General features: G+C 72.7%; 1 protein-coding gene. It reads left to right on the forward strand.

Annotation, left to right across the window (positions count from 1 at the left end):
* Nucleotides 1–377 (forward strand): hypothetical protein (locus AB6A66_RS17505; RefSeq protein WP_371056905.1); only part of this gene is annotated, 377 nt, incomplete at its 5' end.
* Between the last annotated feature and the right edge of the window lie 106 nt (nt 378–483).

The raw sequence follows: 483 nt of genomic DNA on the forward strand, positions 1-483 counted from the left end.
CCGCCGAGCCGGACAACGCCACGGCGGGATCCGACATCGTTGAAGGCGCCAACGATGCCGCACCGGAGCCCAAGGCGAACGATCCGGACCGCACGGCGGCAGATCCCGGCACGAGCCCGGACCCCGCGGCCATCCGCGCCGAGGCCATCGCCCATGCCCGCGCCGTCGTCGATCTCTGCCGCCTCGCGGGCCAGCCGCAGATGGCCGGGCGGTTCCTCGAGGAGGACGCCAGCCTCGACGCGGTCCGCGCCGCGCTGCTGGACGCCCGCGCCGAGATCGCGCCGGGGATCACGCCCCATCACCCGCAACCCGGGCGGAGCGCCACGACCCGCCCCTGGGGCGACGTCATCGCCCGCACCTTCAAACTGAAAGGATGATCCCATGACCACGCTGACAGAGAGCACGCATCCCGGCGGCTTCCTCGTCTGGGAGGCCCATCGCGACTACACCCGCGAGACGATCACCGTCGCCTCCGGAACGCTC

Origin of the sequence: Rhodosalinus sp. K401, assembly GCF_041365735.1 — a bacterium.
GTDB lineage: Bacteria > Pseudomonadota > Alphaproteobacteria > Rhodobacterales > Rhodobacteraceae > Rhodosalinus.